A 3,003-nucleotide genomic window follows, 5' to 3' on the forward strand; every position below is an offset into this window, starting at 1 on the left:
CGCGGACGGCGGCGCGGCCGACGGCCCGAGCGCGGCCCCCTCGGTCAGCGACGACGGCCGGTTCGTGGCCTTCGCCTCGGACGCCGCCGACCTCGTCGCCGGCGACGCCAACCGGGTGCGCGACGTGTTCGTCAGGGACCGGGTGGCGGGCAAGACCGTCCTCGTCAGCGCGGACGCGGCGGGCGGCCCCGCCGACGGGCCGAGCGGCCAGCCGGCGATCTCCGGCGACGGGCGGTACGTGGCCTTCGCCTCGGCGGCGTCGGACCTCGTGCCCGGCGACGGCAACGGCGTGGCCGACGTGTTCCTGCGCGACCTCGCCGCCGGCACCACCGTCCGGGTGAGCGTCGACCGGTCCGGCGGCGACGCCGACGGCGCCAGCCGCGATCCCGCCGTCGACGACACCGGCCGGGTGGTCGCGTTCGCGTCCGACGCCGGCGACCTCGTGCGCGGCGACGGCAACGGCCTGGCCGACGTGTTCGTGCGCGACCTCGCCGCCGGCCGCACCGAGCGGGTCAGCGTCGACGTGGGCGGCGACGACGCCGGCGGCGCGTCGTCCTCGCCGTCGTTGTCCGACGACGGCCGGCGCGTCGAGTTCGAGTCCTTCGCCGCCGACCTCGTGCCCGACGACGGCGGCCACGCCCTCGCCGTGTTCGTCCGCGACCGGCCGGCCGGCCGCACGGTGAAGGCCAGCGTCACCCCCGGCGGCGGCCAGGCGGCGTGGAGCACCGGGATGCTGAGCGGCGACGGCCGGTGGGTGGTGTTCGCCGCCGTCGAGCCGGTCGCCCCCGGCGGGCTCGGGCCCGGCCGCCTCTACCGGCGAGACCTGGCCGGCGACGACAGCGTCGCCCTCGACCTCGACCTGTCCGGCGGACCGCCCCAGCGCTCGTCGTCGTCCCGCTCCCCGTCGGTGAGCGACGACGGCCGCTTCGTCGCCTTCGCCACCGACGCCGCCGACCTCGTGCCCGAGGACCACGACATGGTGTCCGACGTGGTCGTGCGGGACGCCGAGCGGGGGACGACGGCCGAGGTGTCGACCGGCTCGGGCCCGGCGTCGGGGCCGGCCATCTCGGGCGACGGCTCGGTGGTGGCGTTCGTGTCGGCCGCCGGCGACGTGGTGCCGGGCGACGGCAACGGCGAGCCCGACGTGTTCGCCCGCCCCCGGCCCCGGCCGGGGCCGGTGCCCCCGCCGGTCGTGGGCGTCGGCGACGTCACCGTCGCCGAGGGCGACGAGGGCCGGGGCACGGCGTGGGCGGCGCTCACCCTGTCGAGGGCGGCGGCGGCCGACGTGCGGGTGGCGTGGACGACGGCGGACGGGACGGCGGTGGCGCCGGCCGACTACGCGTCCGCCTCGGGCGTCGTCGTGATCGAGGCGGGGTCGACGGTCGCGCTGGTGCCGGTGGCCGTGGCCCCCGACACGGAGGTCGAGCCCGACGAGCGCCTGTCGCTGCGGATCACGGGCGTGGAGGGACCGGCGACGGCCGGGCGGCGGACCGCCACGGTCACGATCGGGGACGACGACCCGCCCGGGCCGATCGCGCTGACGGTCGGCGACGCGACGGTGGTCGAGGGCGACGACGGGTCCACCCAGGCGACGTTCACGGTCCGCCTGTCACGGCCGGCGGCCGGCGACGTCGTGATCGGCTACGCCACCGGCCGGGGCTCGGCCACGGCGACGTTCGACCCCGACCCGAGCGCCAGGGGCGACTACGTCGGCTACCGGGCCGGCCAGGCGACGGCCATACCGGCCGGGGAGGTCGAGACCACGATCGGGGTGGTCGTGCTCGGGGACCTCGACCCCGAGGGCGACGAGTCCTTCGGGCTCGCCGTGGAGGTGCTGGAGGGCGGGGCGACCGTCGCCGACGGCCTCGGCATCGGCACCGTCGTCGACGACGACGGCGCGGCACCGGCCGCCTAGACCTCGACCCGCTCCTCGATCACGACGGGGAGCTCGTCCGGCTCGCCCATCGCCAGCGCGGTCGCGAACGCACCGGTGACGAGGAGGGCCACGCCGCCGACGTCCACGATCGGGGACCCGACGCCGATCCAACCGGCCCCGAGGAGCAGCCCACCGAGGGCCATCATCAGGACGCACAGCCGGACTCGCATGCTCAGGCCTCCCCAGGTGGGTCGTCGGTCGGGAGCTCGATGCCTGTTCGCTACCCGCCCGCCCGCGGGGTCAACCCCTGGCCCCATCCCGTCCGAACGTACCGGACGGCGAGCGGGGGGCGGTGCACCACCACCCCCCGCCGACCGTCGCAAGCGGGCTACTGCGTGACCACGAAGCTCTGGATCACGTGGTCCAGGGCCTCGTAGTCCGCCTGGTTGAGGATCTGCACGCCGACGAAGATCGTGAACTCCGCCCCTTCGGGCGCGGCCACGATGGCGACGAACACGGCGTCGCCGCCCTCGCACCCGCTGAACGTCTCGATCCGGCCGGTGTAGGCCGGGTCCGAGTAGTCCTCGCGGCCCTCGGACGTGCACGCCGAGGTGGCGCCGATCGTGTCGGTGAGCGTGTCCATGGCCTCGTCCGCGTCCTGGCCGCCCTCGAACACGACCATCTGCACGCCCGAGACGCTGAAGGACTGCTGGAACGTGGCCAGGTCGGGCGTGGCCGTCACCTGGTTGACGGTGCTGCCGTCGTCCAGGGTGATGGGCGAGCCGTCGACGTCGGCCCAGTCCGTCGGGACCTCGACCGAGAGCGTGCCGGAGTCGTCCTGCACGTAGGTGTACTCGGGGTACGAGGTCGGCCCGCCGTCGGCCGGCTCGTCCTCGCCGATCTGGTCGCCGAGGGACTGCGCGACCTCGAGGCGCCCGCCCTCGTTGAGCGTGCCCTGGAGCACCTCGTTGGTGGCGAAGCGCAGCACCTGCACGGCGAGGGGGGCGTCGGAGCCCTGGGTGCGGAGGATGTCGCAGTAGTCGGCCATCGTGCCGTCGGTGGCGAGGGCCAGCCCCTCCAGCTTGGTCACGATGTCGCCGCCCTGGATCCCGGCCTCGGCGGCCGGC

General features: G+C 76.1%; 3 protein-coding genes. 1 reads left to right on the plus strand and 2 read right to left on the minus strand.

Features of this window, described 5'->3' with window-relative positions:
- Window positions 1–1,915: Calx-beta domain-containing protein (locus tag VGB14_01200; GenBank protein ID HEX9991521.1), on the plus strand; the 1,915-nt coding region annotated here is incomplete at its 5' end.
- Here the strand turns inward: VGB14_01200 and VGB14_01205 are convergent.
- Together VGB14_01205 and VGB14_01210 are read right to left on the minus strand one after the other, a co-directional pair.
- Complete coding sequence (locus VGB14_01205) at window positions 1,912–2,106, minus strand: hypothetical protein (GenBank protein ID HEX9991522.1); 195 nt, start codon at window positions 2,104–2,106, stop codon at window positions 1,912–1,914. The genes VGB14_01200 and VGB14_01205 overlap by 4 nt on opposite strands.
- Before the next feature lie 158 nt (window positions 2,107–2,264).
- The coding region (locus tag VGB14_01210; GenBank protein HEX9991523.1) for a hypothetical protein at window positions 2,265–3,003 on the minus strand (739 nt) is incomplete at its 5' end.

The sequence above is a fragment of the Acidimicrobiales bacterium genome (assembly GCA_036399815.1).
Classification (GTDB): domain Bacteria; phylum Actinomycetota; class Acidimicrobiia; order Acidimicrobiales; family DASWMK01; genus DASWMK01.

Excerpts from the sequence above, each read along its gene's own strand:
- VGB14_01205 (HEX9991522.1), bottom strand. The coding sequence starts at position 2,106 with ATGCGAGTCCGGCTGTGCGTCCTGATGATGGCCCTCGGTGGGCTGCTC.